General features: G+C 73.5%; 17 protein-coding genes. 5 read left to right on the top strand and 12 right to left on the bottom strand.

Translation table 11 applies throughout. The features are described from left to right. Positions 1-237: 237 nt before the first annotated feature. Positions 238-855, bottom strand: a complete 618-nt coding sequence (locus tag ACBR40_RS16795) for an MFS transporter (protein ID WP_344204631.1) — start codon at positions 853-855, stop codon at positions 238-240. 65 nt (positions 856-920) lie between these two features. Continuing rightward, positions 921-1,919, bottom strand: a complete 999-nt coding sequence (locus ACBR40_RS16790) for a polysaccharide deacetylase family protein (protein ID WP_371249313.1) — start codon at positions 1,917-1,919, stop codon at positions 921-923. 200 nt (positions 1,920-2,119) lie between these two features. On the opposite strand from ACBR40_RS16790, the gene ACBR40_RS16785 reads away from it, so the two are divergent. Beyond that, entirely contained in the window at positions 2,120-2,773 is a 654-nt protein-coding gene (locus ACBR40_RS16785) for a hypothetical protein (RefSeq protein ID WP_344204628.1), read from the top strand. A 141-nt stretch (positions 2,774-2,914) separates the two neighbouring features. Further along, on the top strand, positions 2,915-4,108 hold the full coding sequence (locus ACBR40_RS16780) for an Ig-like domain-containing protein (protein WP_344204627.1): 1,194 nt from the start codon (positions 2,915-2,917) through the stop codon (positions 4,106-4,108). Positions 4,109-4,274: 166 nt separating this feature from the next. Here the strand turns inward: ACBR40_RS16780 and ACBR40_RS16775 are convergent, their stop codons facing one another. Further along, a complete protein-coding gene (locus tag ACBR40_RS16775; RefSeq protein WP_344204626.1) occupies positions 4,275-4,943 on the bottom strand; it encodes a response regulator transcription factor in 669 nt (222 codons plus the stop codon). Further along, on the bottom strand, positions 4,940-6,232 hold the full coding sequence (locus tag ACBR40_RS16770) for a sensor histidine kinase (RefSeq protein ID WP_371249312.1): 1,293 nt from the start codon (positions 6,230-6,232) through the stop codon (positions 4,940-4,942). The genes ACBR40_RS16775 and ACBR40_RS16770 overlap by 4 nt, the downstream gene beginning before the upstream one ends. Between ACBR40_RS16770 and ACBR40_RS16765 the strand changes: the two genes are divergently transcribed. The 3 genes from ACBR40_RS16765 to ACBR40_RS16755 all read left to right on the top strand — a co-directional run bounded on the left by ACBR40_RS16765 (position 6,231) and on the right by ACBR40_RS16755 (position 9,040). Then, entirely contained in the window at positions 6,231-6,626 is a 396-nt protein-coding gene (locus ACBR40_RS16765) for a hypothetical protein (protein WP_344204623.1), read from the top strand. The genes ACBR40_RS16770 and ACBR40_RS16765 overlap by 2 nt on opposite strands. Next, a complete protein-coding gene (locus tag ACBR40_RS16760; RefSeq protein WP_344204621.1) occupies positions 6,623-8,104 on the top strand; it encodes a multicopper oxidase domain-containing protein in 1,482 nt (493 codons plus the stop codon). Before ACBR40_RS16765 ends, ACBR40_RS16760 begins: the two co-directional genes overlap by 4 nt. 66 nt (positions 8,105-8,170) lie before the next feature. Continuing rightward, positions 8,171-9,040 carry a fumarylacetoacetate hydrolase family protein gene (locus tag ACBR40_RS16755; protein ID WP_344204619.1) on the top strand — a complete coding sequence of 290 codons (870 nt, stop codon included), beginning with the start codon at positions 8,171-8,173 and terminating at the stop codon, positions 9,038-9,040. A gap of 9 nt (positions 9,041-9,049) precedes the next feature. On the opposite strand, the gene ACBR40_RS16750 is transcribed toward ACBR40_RS16755, so the two are convergent. The 8 genes from ACBR40_RS16750 to ACBR40_RS16715 form a co-directional block, all read right to left on the bottom strand. Further along, on the bottom strand, positions 9,050-11,032 hold the full coding sequence (locus ACBR40_RS16750; protein ID WP_371249311.1) for a glycosyl hydrolase family 28-related protein: 1,983 nt from the start codon (positions 11,030-11,032) through the stop codon (positions 9,050-9,052). Positions 11,033-11,172: 140 nt separating this feature from the next. Beyond that, a complete protein-coding gene (locus ACBR40_RS16745) occupies positions 11,173-11,487 on the bottom strand; it encodes a WXG100 family type VII secretion target (RefSeq protein ID WP_371249310.1) in 315 nt (104 codons plus the stop codon). Beyond that, the gene (locus ACBR40_RS16740; RefSeq protein WP_371249309.1) at positions 11,484-12,566 is read right to left on the bottom strand and encodes a hypothetical protein; all 1,083 of its coding nucleotides are present in this window, start codon (positions 12,564-12,566) and stop codon (positions 11,484-11,486) included. Before ACBR40_RS16740 ends, ACBR40_RS16745 begins: the two co-directional genes overlap by 4 nt. 93 nt (positions 12,567-12,659) lie before the next feature. Further along, positions 12,660-14,129: a sulfatase-like hydrolase/transferase gene (locus ACBR40_RS16735; protein ID WP_371249308.1), complete on the bottom strand. Its 1,470-nt coding sequence runs from the start codon at positions 14,127-14,129 to the stop codon at positions 12,660-12,662. Next, the gene (locus ACBR40_RS16730) at positions 14,126-15,094 is read right to left on the bottom strand and encodes an aliphatic sulfonate ABC transporter substrate-binding protein (protein ID WP_371249307.1); all 969 of its coding nucleotides are present in this window, start codon (positions 15,092-15,094) and stop codon (positions 14,126-14,128) included. Before ACBR40_RS16730 ends, ACBR40_RS16735 begins: the two co-directional genes overlap by 4 nt. 27 nt (positions 15,095-15,121) lie before the next feature. Next, positions 15,122-15,892, bottom strand: coding sequence for an ABC transporter ATP-binding protein (locus tag ACBR40_RS16725; protein WP_371249306.1), 771 nt, complete (start codon positions 15,890-15,892; stop codon positions 15,122-15,124). Next, positions 15,889-16,695, bottom strand: coding sequence for an ABC transporter permease (locus ACBR40_RS16720; RefSeq protein ID WP_371249305.1), 807 nt, complete (start codon positions 16,693-16,695; stop codon positions 15,889-15,891). Before ACBR40_RS16720 ends, ACBR40_RS16725 begins: the two co-directional genes overlap by 4 nt. Continuing rightward, positions 16,692-17,942, bottom strand: coding sequence for an ROK family protein (locus tag ACBR40_RS16715; RefSeq protein WP_371249304.1), 1,251 nt, complete (start codon positions 17,940-17,942; stop codon positions 16,692-16,694). The genes ACBR40_RS16720 and ACBR40_RS16715 overlap by 4 nt, the downstream gene beginning before the upstream one ends. Between the last annotated feature and the right edge of the window lie 68 nt (positions 17,943-18,010).

Genomic DNA, 18,010 nt, shown 5'->3' with positions numbered 1-18,010 from the left:
ACTCCGTTCCTTACGGAGGGGTTCCTCGCCCGGAGGCTCCTCGCGGGAGGTTTCGCGCGCGGAGAGCTTCCTGAGGCGAAGGGGTGGGGGCGCACGGCCGGCCTGCGCGCACGGCGGTTCCTCACGTGGGCGTGCGGGCAGGGCGGCGTGGCGGGTCCGTGCCGGGTCTCCGGGCACGGCGGAGCGGCCGCGCGGCGTCGACCTGCCGCGCGAGCTGCGGAAACGGAAAGGGCTACGTCAGCGCCGGACGGGCGGTCCCCGGCGGCACATCGCCCCCGACAGGACCTGCGGCTGCCGTACGGCGACCGCGGCGGGCACGACCGGGCGGGCCACGCCGGTCTCCGGGAGCGGGGCGCGGGCGGTCAGGCCGCGCCAGAAGCCGCACACCGCGCGGGCCAGCAGCGTCAGGAACATCCCCAGCGCCGTCTCGCCCCGGTGCAGCCACCAGGCGGACAGCGCCGCGACGACCACGTGCGCGACCAGCATGCCGAGCCCCGTGGAAAGCTCGCCGCCGCCGTGCTCGTGTGCGTGATGGGAGGAGGCGGGCGCGGTGGCGTCCATGCCGAAGAGGCGGTGCATGCCGTACTGGGCGGCGAAGGCGGCCACGACCAGCGTCCCGAGCGAGCGCCTGCGGCGGGCGAGGAGGAAGGCTCCCGCTCCGGTGGCGGCGGTGGCGGCGGCGAGCAGCCCAGGGCCGACGCCGGAGCCGCCGGCCAGCGTGTGCAGGCCGAGCGCGGCGTACACGCAGACGACGGCGAACACCATCGAGCGGGGGCCGCGCAGGCCGGCCCGGCCGGCCTGCGCGCCGTCCCTGCTGTCGGTGCCGCCGAAGCGTCCTTCCTGCTCGGGTTTCACACGCGACCACCGCTCACACCGACAGATACGGGGGCGTGTCAGGAAAAGTTCAGACAGATCCGGGTTCAGCTCCGGTGCGGCGCGTCCCCCTCGTAGACCAGGCGCGGCGGCCGGCCGTCGAACAACTGGCTCACGGTGACGAACGTGTACCCCTTCCCGGACAGCGCCTTCAGCACCCGGGGGATGGCCCGCACGGTCGTCCGGTGGATGTCGTGGAACAGGATGACGCTGCCGGGCCTGGCCGACCTGATCGCCACCCTGGCGACCCGGGCGCTGTCGCGGTGCAGCCAGTCGAGGGTGTCCACGCTCCACAGCACGAGCGGACGCTTGATCCTGACGCGGAGGGCGTCGTCGAAGGCCCCGTACGGCGGCCGGACGAGCGCCGGCACGAAGCCCGCGGCGGCCTCGATCGCCTCGTCGGCGCGGGCCAGCTCGGAGCGTACGCCGGCGGCGGACAGCTTCGTCAGGTCCTGGTGCGACCAGGTGTGGCTGCCGATCTCGTGCCCGGCCGCGGCGGTGCGGCGCAGCACGGAGGGGTAGGCGGCGACGTTCTGGCCGACGACGAAGAACGTGGCGTGCGCCTGGTGGGCGGCGAGGTGGCGCAGCAGCGTGTCGGTGTACGGGCCGGGGCCGTCGTCGAAGGTCAGCGCCACGCACTTGACCTGCCGGCAGTCGACCGACCGCCTCGTGCCCTCCGCCGCGACGGCCGCACCCGCCCCGGAGCTCGCGGTGGGGCTCGGGGCGGGGTGTTGGGCGGGGTGTTGGGTGGGGTGCTGAGTGGGGTGCTGGGTGGGGCGTGGGGTGGCGCTCGGGGCAGTGCCAGTGCCCAGGGCGGGGCTCGGGCCGGCGCTGCCGGCCGGGGCCACGCCGGTGCTCCTGGCCAGGCCCGTGGCGGTGCTCCTGGTCGGCAGCGCCGGACCGATGCCGGCGCTGCCGGCCGGGGCCGGGGCGGTGGCTTGGATCGTTCCCGCGTCCAGTCGCTGGTGGACTGTCGCGCACATCGCGGAGGCCATGGCCACCACGGCGGCCACCCGCGCCGTCCCCCGCCTCGCACCCGTGCTCATCCGATCCCCCACTCGCCGGCCCCGCCCGCCGGGACCATCCCCGATCGGTTGGACATCCGCCACTCGCACCTGGTTCGCGGTGAACCGTTCTCCCGGATGCCACACTTCCCTTCTCCTGCGGTCAGACCGACGACGGCGACCGGCACCGGCACGGCGCGGAAACTTGATCCGGCGATCCGGGGCCGAGGATCATGCGGGGAATGGACTACTACCTGATCTCCACCTCGGCACATGACCGGTCCCTGGCGGGAGTCCTCGTGGAGGAGTTCGTCCTCTGTGAGGACTTCACCGCGGCCGGCATCGACAGCGCCGAGTGGGGATCGGAGACCGGGGAGTGGCTGGCCGCGCCGGAGGTCAGCAGGCTCATCCGCTCCGACGGCGCGCTCCGCGCCCGGGTACGGCCGGCGGGCCGGCGCACGGCGCGGGAGGCGTACGCGCGGCTCGGCGGGGGAGAGCTGCCCGAGGAGGAGGAGCTGCGCGAGCATTTCCGGCGCCGCCAGCCGTTGCCCACCACGGCCCCGCTCCGGCTGAGCTCGGGGGAGGCCGGGGACCGCCGCTACCGCATCCTGTTCGCCGGCGAGCTGGGCGCGGACGGGCTCGCGGCCGCGCAGGCGGCGCTCCGGCTGGAGCCCACGAACGATCCGCGGGTGGTCGGCAAGGCGTCCGTCAGCGCCGGCGGACACGGCTTCACATGGGAGCTGCGCCGCATCGGGTCGGGGATCGCCTGGTGCGTGGACGTGACCGCCCGGCTCGGCGGCGGCTCCCTGGCCACGCTGGAGGCGCTGCTGAACTACCACCGGCAGGCCGTGCGCCGGCAGGGACTGATCCCGGTCACGGTGGAGCGCTTCGCCTGAGCGCCGCCAAGGGCATGAACCACGTCGTCCCGGTGTCCGTATTGTCGGTCGTGAGGCCGTGATCCGCATGCCCGCCGTCATCGGGGGAAGAGGCGGTGGCTCACACGCGCGACTGTCCGCTCTCCTCAGGCGGGAGGCATCATGCGGAACGGCACGACGATCGCCGGCGCCCTCGCCGCGGCGCTGCTCCTGACCGCCGGCTGCACGTCAGCCGGCGGGATCGGCGGTGAGGCGCGGCCGGGCGGCGCGGGCACGCCGGCGGAGCGAGGCCCGGTGGCCAGACTGGCGATCACGCCCGCCGACGGGACCACGAAGGTCCCGCCGGACACGGGCGTCGCCGTCAAGGTGGCGCAGGGCAAGGTCACCGGCGTGAGCGTCGCCGACGCGAAGGGCCGCCAAGTGCGCGGCACGCTCGCCGCCGACGGCACCTGGCGCCCCCGGTGGCCGTTACGGCCCTCGGCCCGCTACACCGTGAGCGCCGAGGCCACGGGCGCCGACGGCAAGCCGGTCACGGCGACCGCCACGTTCACCACCCTCAAGCCGAAGCGGGTGCTGGAGAGCGGCATGTCGCCGCTGGACGGCGAGAAGGTCGGCGTCGGGATGCCCGTGCAGCTCCTGCTGTCGCGGCCGGTGACCGCGAAGGCGGACCGGGCGCGGATCGAGCGGGCGCTTGAGTTGCGCATGTCGGAGCCGGTCGAGGGCGCGTGGAGCTGGGTGAGCGAGCGCGAGGTGCAGTTCAGGCCGCGCGAGTACTGGCCGGTGGGGGAGAAGGTCACGGTCGTGGCGCATCTGGCGGGGCTGCGCGCGGGCGAGGACGTGTGGGGCACGAAGGACCGCGAGCTGAGCTTCACGGTCGGCCCCTCGCACATCACGAAGGTCAGCGCGAGCACGCACCGCGCCGTGGTGCGGGACGGCGGCAAGGTCGTCAGGACGATCCCGGTCAGTCTCGGCAAGCCCGGCGACGACAGCTACTCCGGCGTCATGATCGCGCAGGAGAAGGCCGCCACGACCATCATGGACTCCGCGACCGTCGGCAAGCCGGGCGAATACCGCATCCGTACCAAGTGGAACGTCCGCATGACCTACAGCGGCACCTTCTTCCACGCCGCCCCGTGGTCCACGGGCGCGCAGGGCAGCCGCAACGTCAGCCACGGCTGCGTCAACGCCAGCCCGGAGGACGCGCGCTGGTTCTACGAGTTCACCCAGCGCGGCGACGTCATCGAGGTCACCGGGACCTCCAGGAAGCTGCGCTTCGGCAACGGCCCGACGCCGTGGGCCAAGGCGTGGGAGGACTGGCTGGCCGGCAGCGCGCTCGGCAAGCCGGTCAGCGGGTAGGACGACGATGAGCGGAAGGGGAAGCGAGGTGGTCCTGATGAGCGGGGACCGCACGGTGGACGGCCGGCTCGGCGCCGTCGTGCTGTGGACGCTGATCTGGGTGCTGAACGCCTATGTCCTGCTGACGGGCTGAGTCTGACAGGCTGAGTCTGACAGGCTGGGCCCGCTACGGTCGGCCGCCCGGCACGACCAGCCCCGACTCGTAGGCGAGGACGACGAGCTGCGCCCGGTCGCGCACGCCCAGCTTGGTCATCGACCGGCTCACGTGCGTCTTGGCGGTGGCCGCGCTGATCACCAGGTGCGCGGCGATCTCCTCGTTCGACATGCCGCGGCCGACCAGGGAGACGATCTCGCGCTCCCGCTCGGTCAGCCGCTCCAGCCCCTCGGGGCGGGCGGCCGGGCGGGGCGGGGTGCTGACGTACTCCTCGATGAGGCGGCGCGTCACCGACGGCGACAGCAGCGCCTCGCCCTGGGCCGCCACCCGCACCGACCGCAGCAGGTCGCCCGGCTCGATGTCCTTCAGCAGGAAGCCGGACGCCCCCGCCCGCAGCGCGGCGAAGACGTACTCGTCGAGCGCGTAGTTGGTGAGGATCACCACGCGGACGCCGTCGAGCTCGGGGTCGGCGCCGATCCTGCGGGTGGCCTGGATGCCGTCCAGCAGCGGCATCCGCACGTCGAGCAGCGCCACGTCGGGGCGCAGCCGCCGGGCCAGCTCGACCGCCCGCGCTCCGTCGCCGGCCTCGCCGACCACCCGGATGTCGTCGGTCAGCTCCAGCAGCGCCTTGAACCCGGCGCGGATGAGCGGCTGGTCGTCGGCCAGCAGGACCCGGATCACCTGGCCGCCACCGCCGGCACCGGCAGGTCGGCGCGCACGCTGAAGCCGCCGGCCGGGCCCGGCCCGGCCGTCAGCGAGCCGCCCGCCGCGACCGCGCGCTCGCGCATCCCGATCAGCCCCATCCCCGGCGTGACCGTCGCGGCCTCGCCGTCGTCGTCCACCGCCAGCGTGATCCCCGCCGGATCGTAGCCGACGGCCACCGCGACCGACGCCGCGCCCGAGTGGCGCAGCACGTTGGTCAGCGCCTCCTGCGCGATCCGGTACGCGGCCCGCCCCACCCCCGGCGGCACCGGGTACGGCTCGCCGGTCACCTCGTACGACACCCGCAGCCCCGCCCGCCCGGCCCTGGACACCAGCCCGGGCAGCCCGTCGAGCCCGGCCTCCGCCTCGCGCTCAGGACCGGCCCGCCGCAGCACGCCCAGCGTGGCCCGCAGCTCGCGCATCGCCTCGTGCCCGGAGTCCTTGACCGCCGCCAGCGCCTCCCTGGCCCGCGCCGGATCCCGGTCCATCAGCTCCATCGCCACCGCGGCCTGCACGTTGACCACGGAGATGGTGTGCGTGAGCGAGTCGTGCAGCTCCTGCGCGATCCACAGCCGCTCCTCGCCGGCCCGGCGCAGCGCCGCCTCCTCGCGGGTGCGCTCGGCCTCCTCGGCGCGCTGCTCCACCGCCCGCAGGTACGCCCGCCCGCTCCGCGTCACCTCGCCGATCACGACCATCGCGACCAGCCAGCCGCTCAGCAGCGTCATCCCGTCGCCGACCGACGGGTCCTGATCGGCCAGCGCCATGAGCCCGTACACCGGCAGCGCCAGCCCCGCCGCCAGCCAGATCGCCTGCGTCCGGCGGCCGAGCGAGGCGAGGGTGTAGATCGAGGCCAGCGCGGGCCCGGCGGCGAACACGCCCGGGTAGTGGGCGGCGTAGTACACGGCGCCCGCCGCGACGGCGACGATCCCGGCCGTCAGCGGGGCCGCGCGCCGCCAGGCCAGCGACAGCGCCGTGACGGTGATCAGGATCAGTCCCGCCGGGTCGAGCGGCCGCTCGCCGGGACCGGCCCACGACAGGTTCGCGTACGTGCCGCCGACGATCCCGGCGAGGGCGCCCGCGGCGATCAGGGCGTCTGTTCTCCGGCTGCTCATGCCCACACCGTAGAGCGTCGCCGCCGGGCCGGGCGTCGTCCGGCGGGCGTACGTCAGCGGCGGGAACGGGCCGGCGTACTCCGCGGGGAGTACGCCCCAGTGCCGTCCCCCGGGCGACGCCCGGGGGAGGCCCGGTCGCGCACGATGGCGTCCCATGACCACCCCTTCCCCGATCCCCTCGTGGGTCCTGTGGCCGCTGCGCGGTCTCGCCACCGCGCACCTGGCCGGCGTGCTGGCCCAGGCGGCGCTGGCCGGGCTCTTCGTCACCGGCGACGTGGACCTGCTGGCCTGGCACCGCGACAACGCCGGGGTCACCCACAGCCTGCTGTACCTGCAACTCCTGGCGGCGGTCCTGCTGTGGCGGCCCGCCCGCGGCCCCCTGTGGCCGGCGCTGGCCAGCCTGGGGATCGTGGCGGCCGAGACGGTCCAGGTGGCGCTCGGCCAGTGGCGGGTCATCGCGCTGCACTTCCCCCTCGGCATGGCCGTCTTCGGGCTGTCGGCCGTCTTCACCGCCTGGACCTGGCGCTTCGGCCGGGGGAGCGCGGCATGAGCGGGCTGTCGAGGAGGGCGTTCCTGGGGGCGCTCGGCGCGGCCGGGCTCGCCGCCGCCGGGTGCGGGGCGCGCTCCGGCGAGCTGCTGCCCAGCCTCGCGCCCTTGCCCAGGCCGTTCACGGTGCCGCTCCCGGTGCCCGCGCCCGCCCGGCCGGTCGGCCCCGGCCGCTACGAGGTGACCCAGCGGGCGGCCGAGGCGGAGATCCTCCCGGGCCTGCGCACCCCGATCTGGGGGTACGACGGGACCTTCCCCGGCCCCACGTTCGAGCTGCGGCGCGGCCGGCCGGTCACCGTCGCGGTACGCAACGAGCTGCCCGTCCCGACCTCCACCCACCTGCACGGCGGCGTCAACCCGCCGGACGCCGACGGCTACCCCACCGACCTCGTCGTCCCCGCCGGTTACCCGGCCCACCATCACGGACACCCCGAGACCCACCATCAGGGCGTGAAGGAGTACCGCTACCCGGTGGACCAGCCCGCCGCCACCCTCTGGTACCACGACCACCGCATGGACCACACGGCCCCGCAGGTGTGGCGCGGCCTGGCCGGCCTCGCCCTGGTACGCGACGACGAGGAGGACGCCCTGCCCCTCCCCGGGGGCGAGCGGGAGCTGCCGCTGCTCATCTGCGACCGCTCCTTCGCCGCGGACGGCTCCTTCCGCTACCCCGACCACGCGGCGGGCGGGCACTTCGGCGGCGACCACATGGAGGGCGTCGCGGGCGACGTCGTCCTCGTCAACGGCGCTCCCTGGCCGGTCGCCGAGGTCACCGCGACCCGGCACCGCCTGCGCCTGGTCAACGCCTCCAACGCCCGCCGCTACCTGCTGCGGCTCGCGCCGGGCGGCACGCCGTTCGTGCAGATCGGCAGTGACGCCGGGCTGCTGGCAGCGCCAGTGGCGCACGAGGAGATCCCGCTCGCGCCCGGCGAGCGCCAGGACGTGCTGGTCGACTTCTCCGCCTACCCCGTCGGCACCGCGGTCACCCTGGTCAACGCCTTGGGCGAGGGCTCCGCCGGGAACGTGGTGCGCTTCGTCGTCGCCCGCCGCGCCGCCGACGACAGCGCCGTGCCGAAGGCGCTCTCCCGCAGGGCGATGCGTCCCGCCGACGTGGGGCCGGCGGTCGCCACCCGCCGGTTCGACTTCCGGCGCGGCGAGACCGCCTGGACGATCAACGGCGAGCCCTACCGGCCCGGCGTCCCGCTGGCCAGGCCCCGGCTCGGCACCGCCGAAATCTGGCGCTTCACCAGCGACTTCCACCATCCCGTGCACCTGCACCTGGCCCACTTCCTGGTGCTGGCACGCAACGGGCGGCCGCCGTCGGCGACGGACGGCGGCTGGAAGGACACCGTCGACGTGCGGCCGTACGAGGTCGTGGACGTGCTGGCTCGCTTCGCCGGTCACCGCGGCAGGTACATGCTGCACTGCCACAACCTGGAGCACGAGGACATGGCGATGATGGCCGACTTCGACGTGGTCTGACGCGACGGCGAAAGGCGTGATGGGGGAGACTTGCTGTCGAACGGGACTTTCGCGCTAGGAGCAGGCATGCACATCGTACGCTTCGTCAGCCCCTTGTCCGGCGCCGACGCGGTCGGCGTCGACGACGGCGAGCACGTGACCGAGCTGTCCGGCGTCACCACCGTAGGCGAGCTGCTGCGGCTGCCGGCCGCGGAGCTGCGCGAGCGCGTCACCGCCCCCGGCGGCGCCCGGCACCCCTCGGCGGCGGTGCGCAGGCTGGCCCCGGTCGACGGGCTGATGGAGGTGTGGGCGGCGGGCGTCACCTACCGGCGCTCGCGCGAGGCGCGGGTGCTGGAGAGCGAGCGGGCCGCCGACGTGTACGAGCTGGTCTACGACGCCGAGCGGCCCGAGCTGTTCTTCAAGTCCGTCGCCTGGAAGGTGACCGGCGACGGCGGCCGCATCGCGGTGCGGGCGGACTCGGAGATCGACGTGCCGGAACCGGAGCTCGGCCTGGTACTCAACGCGGCCGGCGAGATCGTCGGCTACACGGTCGTGGACGACGTCAGCTCCCGCACCATCGAGGGCGTCAACCCGCTCTACCTGCCGCAGGCCAAGATCTACCTGGGCGCGTGCGCGGTCGGCCCGGCCATCCGGCCCGCGTGGGAGGTCGCGGACCCGTACGCGCTGGACATCACGCTCACCATCGCCCGCGGCGGCGCGACCGTGTGGGACGGCAAGTCGTCCACCTCCGACCTGCACCGCCGCCTCGACGAGCTGGCCGGCTACCTGTTCCGCGCGGACGTCTTCCCCGACGGCGCGGTGCTGGCCACGGGCACGAGCCTGGTGCCCGACCTGCCGTTCACCCTCCAGGACGGCGACACGGTGACGATCGGCATCGGCGAGGTCGGCACCCTGACCACCACCGTGGTCAGGGGCCTGGAGGGCATGCGCGGATAGCGCTCCGGGTCACCAGCGGGACGGCGGCGGTGGCGGCACCACCGGCGGGCGGTCGTCGCAGGTGATCGTGTTCGGCAGCATCCACGGCGCGAGCCAGCCGCCGTCGTTGCCGCCGAGGTCGGTCAGCGTGAACTCCGAGCCGGTGGACGGGAAGCCGAAGGAGCCGCAGTTGTTCACGCCGACCGCGCCGACGTTGCGCGCGTCCACGTTCTCGAACGTCGCCGACCCCTTGACCCGGGCGCTCACCACCGACGTCCCCGTGCCGTCCACGCGGGTGTCCTTGAAGTGCACGTTCGTGATCGCGTACAGGTCCTTCACCGACCACTCGCTGACCAGCATGATCGCGTTGTAGGTGCTGTCGAGGAAGTGGTTGCCGGTGGCCCGCACGTCGGCGGCGATGTCCCGCTCCAGGGCGTAGAGCCAGATCGCGCCGAGCCCGATGTTCCAGTTCAGCTCGTACGTCCCCGCCCGCACCGTGGTGTTGCCGGAGATCGTCAGCCGCCCCTCGAACGGCTCGGCCCCGAAGCGGGAGCCGGCGTGCAGGGCGCTGCCCTCGCGGACCGGGTCGGCCACCAGGTTGCCGGAGACCGTGTTGTCCCGGCCGCCGTAGACGGCGATGCCGTTGGCCAGCGCGGGCGACTGCACGGTGTTGCGCTCGACGCGGTTGCCCGCGTCGGCGCTCTTCTCCGACCACAGGGCGATGGCGTCGTCGCCGGTGTTACGGATGACGTTGCCCGCGATGACCGAGTCCGTGACGCCGGTGTGGAAGTTGATCGCGTCGGCGACCTGGTCGACGATCATGTTGCCGGTGATCCGCAGGTTCGTCATCGGCCCGTCGAACCACATGCCGACCTTGGTGTGACGGATGTGCAGGCCCTCGATGGTGGAGTCGCTGAGCGCGCCGCCGACGCCGTTGACCTGGTCGGTGTCCACGCGTTCGCGCACGTCGCCCTCGATGGCGAAGCCGGACAGGTGCACGTTCCTGCTGCCGCCCTCGGCGGCGGGCCTGCCGTAGAAGCCGACGCCCGTGTGGACGGAGCCGTCGGGCGCGGGGGCGGGCAGCGCGACCTCGCGGCCCTTGATGATCGTGTGCCAGCTCCCCGCGCCGGCGATGGTGACGTCGTCCACGACGATGTGCCGGTTCACCTGGTACGTCCCCGGCGGCACGTACACCTTCAGTCGGGCCCGCTTGGCGAAGGCGACGGCCCGGTCGAACGCCTCCGCCGACTCGCGCCGGCCCGTGGGGTCGGCGCCGAAGGCCACCACGTTCGCCCCCGGCACCAGCCGCGGCGGGCCGACGAGCTGGGAGTCCATCAGGTCGATGACGGTCCAGGCCGCGCCGCCGCGCGCGGGCGCGGTCAGCCGTACCCGGTCGCCCGCGCGGTAGGCGCGGCCGAGCAGCAGCCGCTGCTCGTCGTAGAAGTGGTGGGGGCGGAACGGCTTGGCGACGACCGGCGGCGGCGCGGTGGCGTTCGGCACGCACGCGCACTCGGTGATCCACCAGTCGGGGTGCAGCAGGTCCGCCTGGGGGTCGTTCGAGAACGGGTACTGGTTGTAGAGCCACGAGTACTGCGAGGTCAGCGTCATGGTCCGCCGGTCGCCGCCGTTGACCGTGACCTCCAGCGGCGCGGTGATCCCGCCGCCGCCCGGCGCGTCCGGGATGCTGTAGCGCACGGTCAGGGCGTTGGCCGCGGCCGGCAGCGTGAACTCGACGTGCTGGCCGGGCGCGAGCCGCACGGCCCGGCGGCCCGACGCCTCGGACGGCAGCGTGTACGCGGTCCGGTCGGGGCCGATGACGGTGCCGTTCGTGGCGGCGTTCTCCGCCTCCTGCTCGGCGAAGTCCACCGCCGCGCCACGGCCGGCGACCAGGGCGGGGTCCAGGCCCGCTCGCGTCACCACGGGAGCCCGTCCTGCGGCGGCCGCGGGGGTGGCCGGGGCGAGCCCGGCGACGGCGAGTAAGGCCGACACGGCCAGAAGGGGGATACGGCGCATCCGGTGCTCACTTCTCTCGGGGCGTCCGAGGGTCGGGGGGTGACGCGACAGTAGGTCCCCCGCACACCGGTCCACAAGGAGATGTGCGCAACTTTCGGTTTTTCGTCAGCCTTTTGCGTGGGAGCGCAAATGGTTGCGGATTATTGCGCGCCCTGCCAGTCGCCTTGCCGGCCGCCGGCCGCGGCGGCGTCCTCGCGCAGCCGGCGGGCCCGGCGGCGCAGGTTCTCGGCGGTGGCCAGGCAGGTGTCCTCCAGCTCGGCCAGCTCGCGGCGCAGCCCCGCGGCCCGCTCGGCGAACCGTTCGGCGGCAGGCCCGGTCCAGAACGCCTCGCACTCCTGCGGGTGCGCCGGCACGCCGTCGAGCGCGCCGGTCAGGCGGCGGGCGTAGCGGGTGAAGGTGGAGGCCAGGGACTCCTTCTCGGCGGCCTGCCGGAGGAGTTGGTGCTTGCTGGTCATACGCGCTCTCCGGCTTCGCGAAAGGTCTCCAGGTCCTGCCACAGGCGGTGGCCGGCGTCCAGGGCGCCGGTCAGGCCGGACCAGGCCCGCTCGCGCAGGCCGTCCGCGCCCGCGCCCGGCTCCAGCGCGTGCCGCAGCGCCGCGGCGAGCGCCCGTTCGTAGGCGGGGTGGGTGCCGAGGGCGTAGGCGTCCAGCAGGACGCCGGTCTCCTTCTGGTGCTCGGCCAGCAGCTCCTGCAGCGCCTCCGGGAAGGAGCGGTAGGCGTGCGCGAGGTGGTGCAGGTTCCAGTCGGGACCGGCGTCCGGGCGGCGGTTCAGCAGCTCGACCGCGACCACGTTGAGGAACGCGCCCGACGGGCGGGCCAGCGCGATCAGCGTGGTCAGCACGTCGGCCGGAGCGGTCGCGGGCAGCTCGCGCCACTCCTCTCCGAGCCTGCCGGTGCGCTCGGCGGCGGCGAAGGCCCGCGCCAGCAGACCGGGGGAGGCGGAGGCCGCCCGGACGAGCGCGGCGGGCGGCAGACCGTCGCGTTCGCCGGGCACCTCTACCTCCGACCAGCCACGCAGAACGAGAACCAGGCCGCCGGGCCCGAGCGCGCCCAGCAACGCCGCCGCATAGGCCGGATCACCCACCGCTTCGCGCGGCGTCGCGGAGGCCGCTTCGCCGGGTGCTCCGTTCGTCGCCTCGCCTCCGGTGATGGCGGCAAAGGCGCGCTCGACCTCGTCGGGGCGGCCCGTGGCGAGGGCCGCGAGAACGGCCGTGGCCGTCTCGGCGGCCGCCCGCGTGGCCTCCGCCTCACAGGCGAACGGGAACACGGCCGTGAGCAGGCCGCGCTCGCGCACCGGCACCAGCTGCTCGGCGGCGTCGATGCGCCACCTGAGCTCCCGCCGCGCGTCGTGCAGGAACTCCTGCGCCCGCCGCAGCGCGGTCGCGCGGGGGGGGGGGCCGGCCCAGTCGTCGCCGGCCTCCGCCACGGCCGCGTCCACCAGCGGACGCACGCCGCCCAGCAGCAGGCTGCCGGCTTCGAGGCGGCGGATGAGGTCGTGTGCTCGGCTGGGGTCGATCCCCACGAACTCCCCCATGGTGAAACCCTCCCAGAGGGTGTGATTACCGCGTGAGTCAAACACACTCGGCGGCGGGTCGCAGGGCTTTCGCCGTCCCATGCGCAACGGGAATCACCCGGTGGCGTCCTCCTTCTCGAAGGAGCTGAGCGTGGGGTCGTAGTCGGAGGCGCCGATGTCGTACATCGGGGTCATCCAGTGGTAGAAGTTGTCGCCGCGCTCGCGCAGCAGGTCGTACAGCCTGCGCATGAGGCGGCGGCGGACCCCCGCCAGCTCGGGGTGGGTGTAGCGGTTGCTCAGCTCGTACGGGTCCGCGTGCAGGTCGTAGAGCTCGTTGACGGACTCGGGGTTGACGACGAGCTTGTAGCGGTCGTCGCGGATCATCCGCTGGGGGTAGGGAAAATGGTGGCCGTGGTACTCGGCCAGCAGCTCGCCCGGCCACTCCGGATGCTCGCCGCGCACCAGGGGCAGGAGGCTGCGGCTGTCCACGGCGGGCTCCGGGTCGCAGCCGGCCAGTTCCAGGATCGTCGCCGTGCAGTCGGTGAGGGTGACGAACTCGTTCCTGACCTGCGGCGGCGCGCCGGGCACGCGGACGATGCCGGGGATACGGTAGATGTCCTCGTACATGGCCGGGCCCTTGTCGTGCAGCCGGTGGGCGCCGGTGAACTCGCCGTGGTCGGCGGTGAAGAAGACCGAGGTGTCGTCGCTCAGCCCCAGCTCGTCGAGGCGGTCGAGGATGCGGCCGAGCTGCTGGTCGATGAGCGTCACGTAGCCCCAGTAGACCGCGATGAGCTTGCGGGTGATCTCGATGGGCAGGGTGTCGAACGCCCAGTGGGCGCTGTAGTTGCGCTGCACCGGCGGTTTGCCCTCGAACGTCTCGGCAATCGATGGCGGCAGCTCCACCAGCTCCGGGTCGTACATGTCGAAGTACTCGTCAGGCAGCAGGTACGGCAGGTGCGGCCCGAAGAAGTGCGCGGCCAGGTAGAAGGGGCGGCCGTCGGCGGCGTACCGGTCGAGGTGCTCGATCGTCCGCGTCGCCAGGTAGTGCTCGAAGGTGGCCTCGACCGGCTGGTGCAGCCGCCCGGCCAGCAGGTTGCCCGGGTTGCCGTTCGGCGTCGTCCCCCGGATCAGGTCCGAGATCTTGTACGGCGGCAGCCCCCGCTCCTCCAGGTAGGCGAGGTAGTCGGGATGGTCCACCGGGTTGTGCCAGCCGGGCAGGTCGGGGCCGTCGAAGCCGTAGGAGGCGGCGTTGCGGCGGGTGCCGCCGTGCCACTTGCCGATCAGCCCGAGCTGGTAGCCGCGCTCCTTGAGCGCGGACGGGAAGGTGAACGCGTCGTCGCGCAGGTCCTCCAGGTAGCCGACGTTGCGCTCGTAGTTGGCCAGCAGCCGGTGCCGGAACGGGGCCTGCCCGGTGAGCAGGCTGGCCCGCGCCGGCGTGCAGATGGCCGTCGGCGTGTAGAACCGGTCGAACCGGGTGCCGCTCGCGGCCAGCCGGTCGAGGTTGGGCGTGGCCACGTGCGGGTTGCCGTAGCAGCCGAGCGTGTCCACCCGGTGCTGGTCGGTCATGAGGAACAGCAGGTTCACTTGCCGTACGCCTTCTCGTAGAGGTCGCCGGTGTAGTACGACGACGGTTCGGGCAGCGACTTGAGCTGGCCGGTGCCGACGAAGAAGTCGCCGAGGCTGTTCAGCCACTTGGCGACCGTGCCGTCCTTGGTCTTGGCGACCAGGTCGGCGGTGGACATGACCTCGACGTTCGCCGCGTCCGACTTGACCTTGGCCGGGTCGAGCTTGAGCAGGGCGGCCGTCTCGTTGATGGTCTCCTCGGGGTGCGCGGCCCGCCAGTCGTTGGCCTCCTGCAGCACCTTGATCACCTTGGTGGTCAGCTCCTGGTCGGTGTCGGTGCCGCTGACGAAGGCGTTCGGGAAGGAGTTGTCGGGGTACTCGCGGGTGCTGGCGATCTCCGTCATGTCCGGCACCTTCTCCTTGATCGTGTCGATCAGCGGGTACCAGAGGCCGGCGCCGTCGATCTGCCCGGCCGAGAACGCCGACACCACCGTCGCCGGGTCCATGGGGACCTTCTGGATGTCGGCGGCCGTCATCCCGGCCTTCTTCAGTGCCAGGTTGAGCACCATGTCGCCGGAGGTGCCCTCGGGCACGCCGACCTTCTTGCCCTTGAGGTCCTGCATGCTCTTGACGCCGGGCCGGCCGATCACCCGGTCGGCGAAGCCGAGCGTGTTGATGGAGACGACCTTGGCCTTGCCGGAGGCGGGCAGCCACATGGCGCCGGGGCCGATGTAGCCGAAGTCCAGGTCGCCGGCGCCGAGTGCCTGGATCTGGAGCGGTCCATTCGTGAAGACCTTGATCTCGGGGGTGAGCCCCTGCTTCTCCCAGAGCCCCTGCTTCTGGGCGACGGCGAGCAGGCTGGCGCCGTTGTAGTCGCCGATGTAGCCGAAGCGGACGGTGGCGCCGTCGTCTGAGCAGGAGGTGACGGAGAGCGCGAGGACGCTCACCGCGGCGGCGGTGGTGAGGGCGCGGCGAAGAGAGCGCATGTCGTGTTGATCCTTTCCAGGGGGGTTCTAAGCTGCTTTGGGCTGGTGGTAGACGCCGTGCCAGACCTCGTTGCGGATGCGCGCGAACTCCGGCGACAGCCGCATCTCCTCGGTCCTCGGATACGGCAGGTCCACCTCGACGATCTGCTGGACGCGGCCGGGCCGGGCGGCCATGACGATCACCCGCCGGGCCAGGTAGACGGCCTCGTCCACGTCGTGGGTGATGAACATGACCGTGTGCTGCTCGCGGCTCCAGGTCGCGAGGAGCTGGTCCTGGAGCTGGACCCGGGTGAGCGCGTCGAGGGCGCCGAACGGCTCGTCCATGAGCAGCACCTGCGGGTCGACCGCGTACGCGCGGGCGATGGCGCAGCGCTGCTTCATGCCGCCGGACAGGGTCTTCGGCAGCGCGTCGGCGAAGTCCGACAGCCCGACCAGCTCGATCGCGTGCTCGGCGCGCCTCCTGCGCTCGTCGGGCGGCAGGTTCATGAGCTTGAGGCCGAACTCGACGTTCTTGCGCACGGTCAGCCACGGGAACAGCGCGTACTGCTGGAAGATCACCCCGCGGTCCGGTCCAGGGCCGGGGACGGGCGCGCCGTCCACCAGCACCTCGCCCGAGGTGGGCTCGGTCAGGCCGGCGGCCATGCTCATCAGCGTGCTCTTGCCGCACCCCGACGGGCCGACGACCGTGACGAACTCGCGGTCGGCGATGTCCAGGGAGACGTGGTCGAGCGCGGTGAAGACGCCGTCCTTCATCGGATAGGTCTTGACGATGTCCCTGAAGGAGATCTTGGCGTTCATCGGCGCTCCTGCCAGTCGGTGAGGCGGCGCTCGGCGAGCAGCAGCAGGCGGTCCATCAGCAGGCCGAGCACGCCGATGGCGATGAGACCCACGAAGATCGTGGACAGGTCGTAGTAGAGCTGGGCCTGCTGCATCCGGTAGCCCAGCCCCTCCTGGGCGGCGATCAGCTCCGCGGCGACCAGCGTCCCCCAGGCCGAGCCGAGCCCGACCCGCATCCCGACCAGGATGAACGGCGTGGACGCCGGGACCACGACCTTCAGGAAGATCGTCCGGTCGGACGCGCCCAGCACGCGGGCGGCGTTGATGAGCGTCTTGTCCACGTCCACCACGCCCTGGAAGGTCGAGACGACGCTGGACAGGAACGCGGCCAGGAAGATCACGAAGACCTTCGGCACCTCGCCGATGCCGAGCAGCACGATGGCCAGCGGGATGATCGCCAGGGGCGGGATGGTGCGGAAGAACTGCACGTACGGCTCCAGCAGGCCGCGCGCGGTGGCGTACCAGCCCATGAGGAAGCCGACCGGGATCGCGAGCAGCGTGCCCATGAGGAAGCCGAGCAGCACCCGGCGGAGGCTGGCGAGCGCGTCCTGGAGCAGGGTGCCGTCCGCGACCAGCTCGCCGGTCTTGGCCGCGACCTCCAGCGGGGTCGGCAGGCCCTGGACGCCGATCGTGGCCAGCAGCGTCCAGACGAGCAGGCCGAGGACGACCGCGACCAGGTTGAGCACGAGCGTGCGCCGGGGACGCCCGGCGGCGCGCCGCGCCGTCGGGGCCGCCGGCTTGCCCAGCGTGGTGAGCTGGGTCATGAACCCTCCTTCACGAGGTTGTGGTGCCGCGGGGACGGCGGGGGAGCTCCGGCGGCGAGGTCGGGGCCGGCCGGGTAGCGGGAGAGCAGGGGCGACTCGTGCAGCACCAGCGCGATGCCGCCGAGCGCGCCCGCGGCCTCGCCGAGCGTGGCCCGGCGCAGGCTGACCCGGTGCCGGGAGATCGGCATGATCCGGGCGTCGAGCGTGCGCCCGATCGGCTCCAGCAGCGCGGCGCCGGTCTCGGCCAGCTCGCCGCCGATCACGATGACGCCGGGGCCGACCGCGTTGCACAGGGCCGCGAGCACCGCGCCGATGTCCGCGCCGACCTCCGCCAGCAGGGCGAGCGCGTCCGGCTCCGCCCGCCCCACGGCCTCGACCAGGCCGCGTACGTCGTCGGCCTGGCCGCCGCGCTCACGGTAGGCGTCGAGGACGGCCCTGACCGAGGCGACGGTCTCCAGGCAGCCGGTGCCGCCGCAGGAGCACGGCCGGCCGCCCGGATCGACCACGATGTGGCCGAACTCGCCGGACAGGCCGTACGCGCCGCGGTGCAGCGACCCGTCGATCACCAGGCCGCCGCCGACGCCGTGGGACAGGCGCAGGTAGAGCACGTCCCTGCCGCCGGCGGCCGCACCCCAGATGGCCTCGCCGAGCGCGGCCAGGCGGGTGTTGTTGTCGAGCAGCACGGGCACGCCGAACCGCTCCCGCAGCAGCACCTGCGCCCGGTGGGGGAGCGGCTCCCCGGCGTCGTCCGGCCCGCCCTCGCTGCCGGGGTCGCTGATGGGGCCGACGACGCCCGCGCCGATCGCGCTCAGCGCGCCGAGCCGCAGGTCGCCGCCGCCGAGCCGGCCGATCAGCCGCTCGGCCAGGTCCACCCGCCGCTCCCACGGCAGGTCGGCGTCGTGCGGCTCGCTGGCCGCGCCGACGATCTCGTGCGCCAGGTTGACCGCCGCCACGTGCAGCGCCCGCCGGGCGAAGTCGATGCCGATCGCCTGCCCGGCGCCGGGGTTGAGCGTCAGCGTCTCGGCCGGCCGGCCCCGGCCGCGCGGGCCGTCGTCCTGCTGCCCGGCGGGCACGACGGCGCCGGTGGCGACGAGCTCGGCGAGGATGTCGTACAGCGTGGTGCGCGACAGCCGGCACAGCTTGCCGAGCTCGCCCCGGCTCAGCGGGCCGTGCTTGCGCAGCAGGCCGAGCACGAGCTCTTCGTGCCCGCGCCGGAGCTGGGACAGGGGGCCACGGGGGAGTGACATGACGGAGAGTGTGCCGAGGTCACCTCTTTTTCGTCAATAACCCGGAAAAAAACTTGTCCTGACTTATA

Source organism: Nonomuraea sp. AD125B (genome assembly GCF_041402765.1).
Taxonomy (GTDB): Bacteria; Actinomycetota; Actinomycetes; order Streptosporangiales; family Streptosporangiaceae; genus Nonomuraea; species Nonomuraea bangladeshensis.
This window is presented reverse-complemented; position numbering and strand designations above follow the sequence as displayed.